Below are 262 nucleotides of genomic sequence, written 5' to 3' on the forward strand. Positions count from 1 at the left end.
TCACGCTCTGGCCCATCGCACTGCCACCACAGCCATCAGCGGCATGACATCGACATAATGACCAGCAGAAAGAGGAAGACTCCTTGACAAAGCTGCTGATAACAGGTGGTCGATCTGAATAGCCGAAGGATTGGACGTGGAGAACGCGATATCGGTTCCGGTGTACGGGTCGTGAAGCGTGCCGGCGATGACTTTGCAGTCGCGCGTTCCGGGTTTGAATGCGACATCTACAAGTTGAAGTTTCAGGACGTCATTGCGTGTT

Annotated in this window: 1 pseudogene; it reads right to left on the bottom strand. The window is 53.8% G+C overall.

Going from position 1 to position 262, the window contains the following annotated elements:
• A pseudogene (locus tag ASU23_RS34250) lies at positions 1–262 on the bottom strand (HNH endonuclease family protein); the annotation flags it as partial.

The organism is Rhodococcus sp. KB6, from assembly GCF_001445685.1.
Lineage (GTDB): Bacteria > Actinomycetota > Actinomycetes > Mycobacteriales > Mycobacteriaceae > Rhodococcus_F > Rhodococcus_F qingshengii.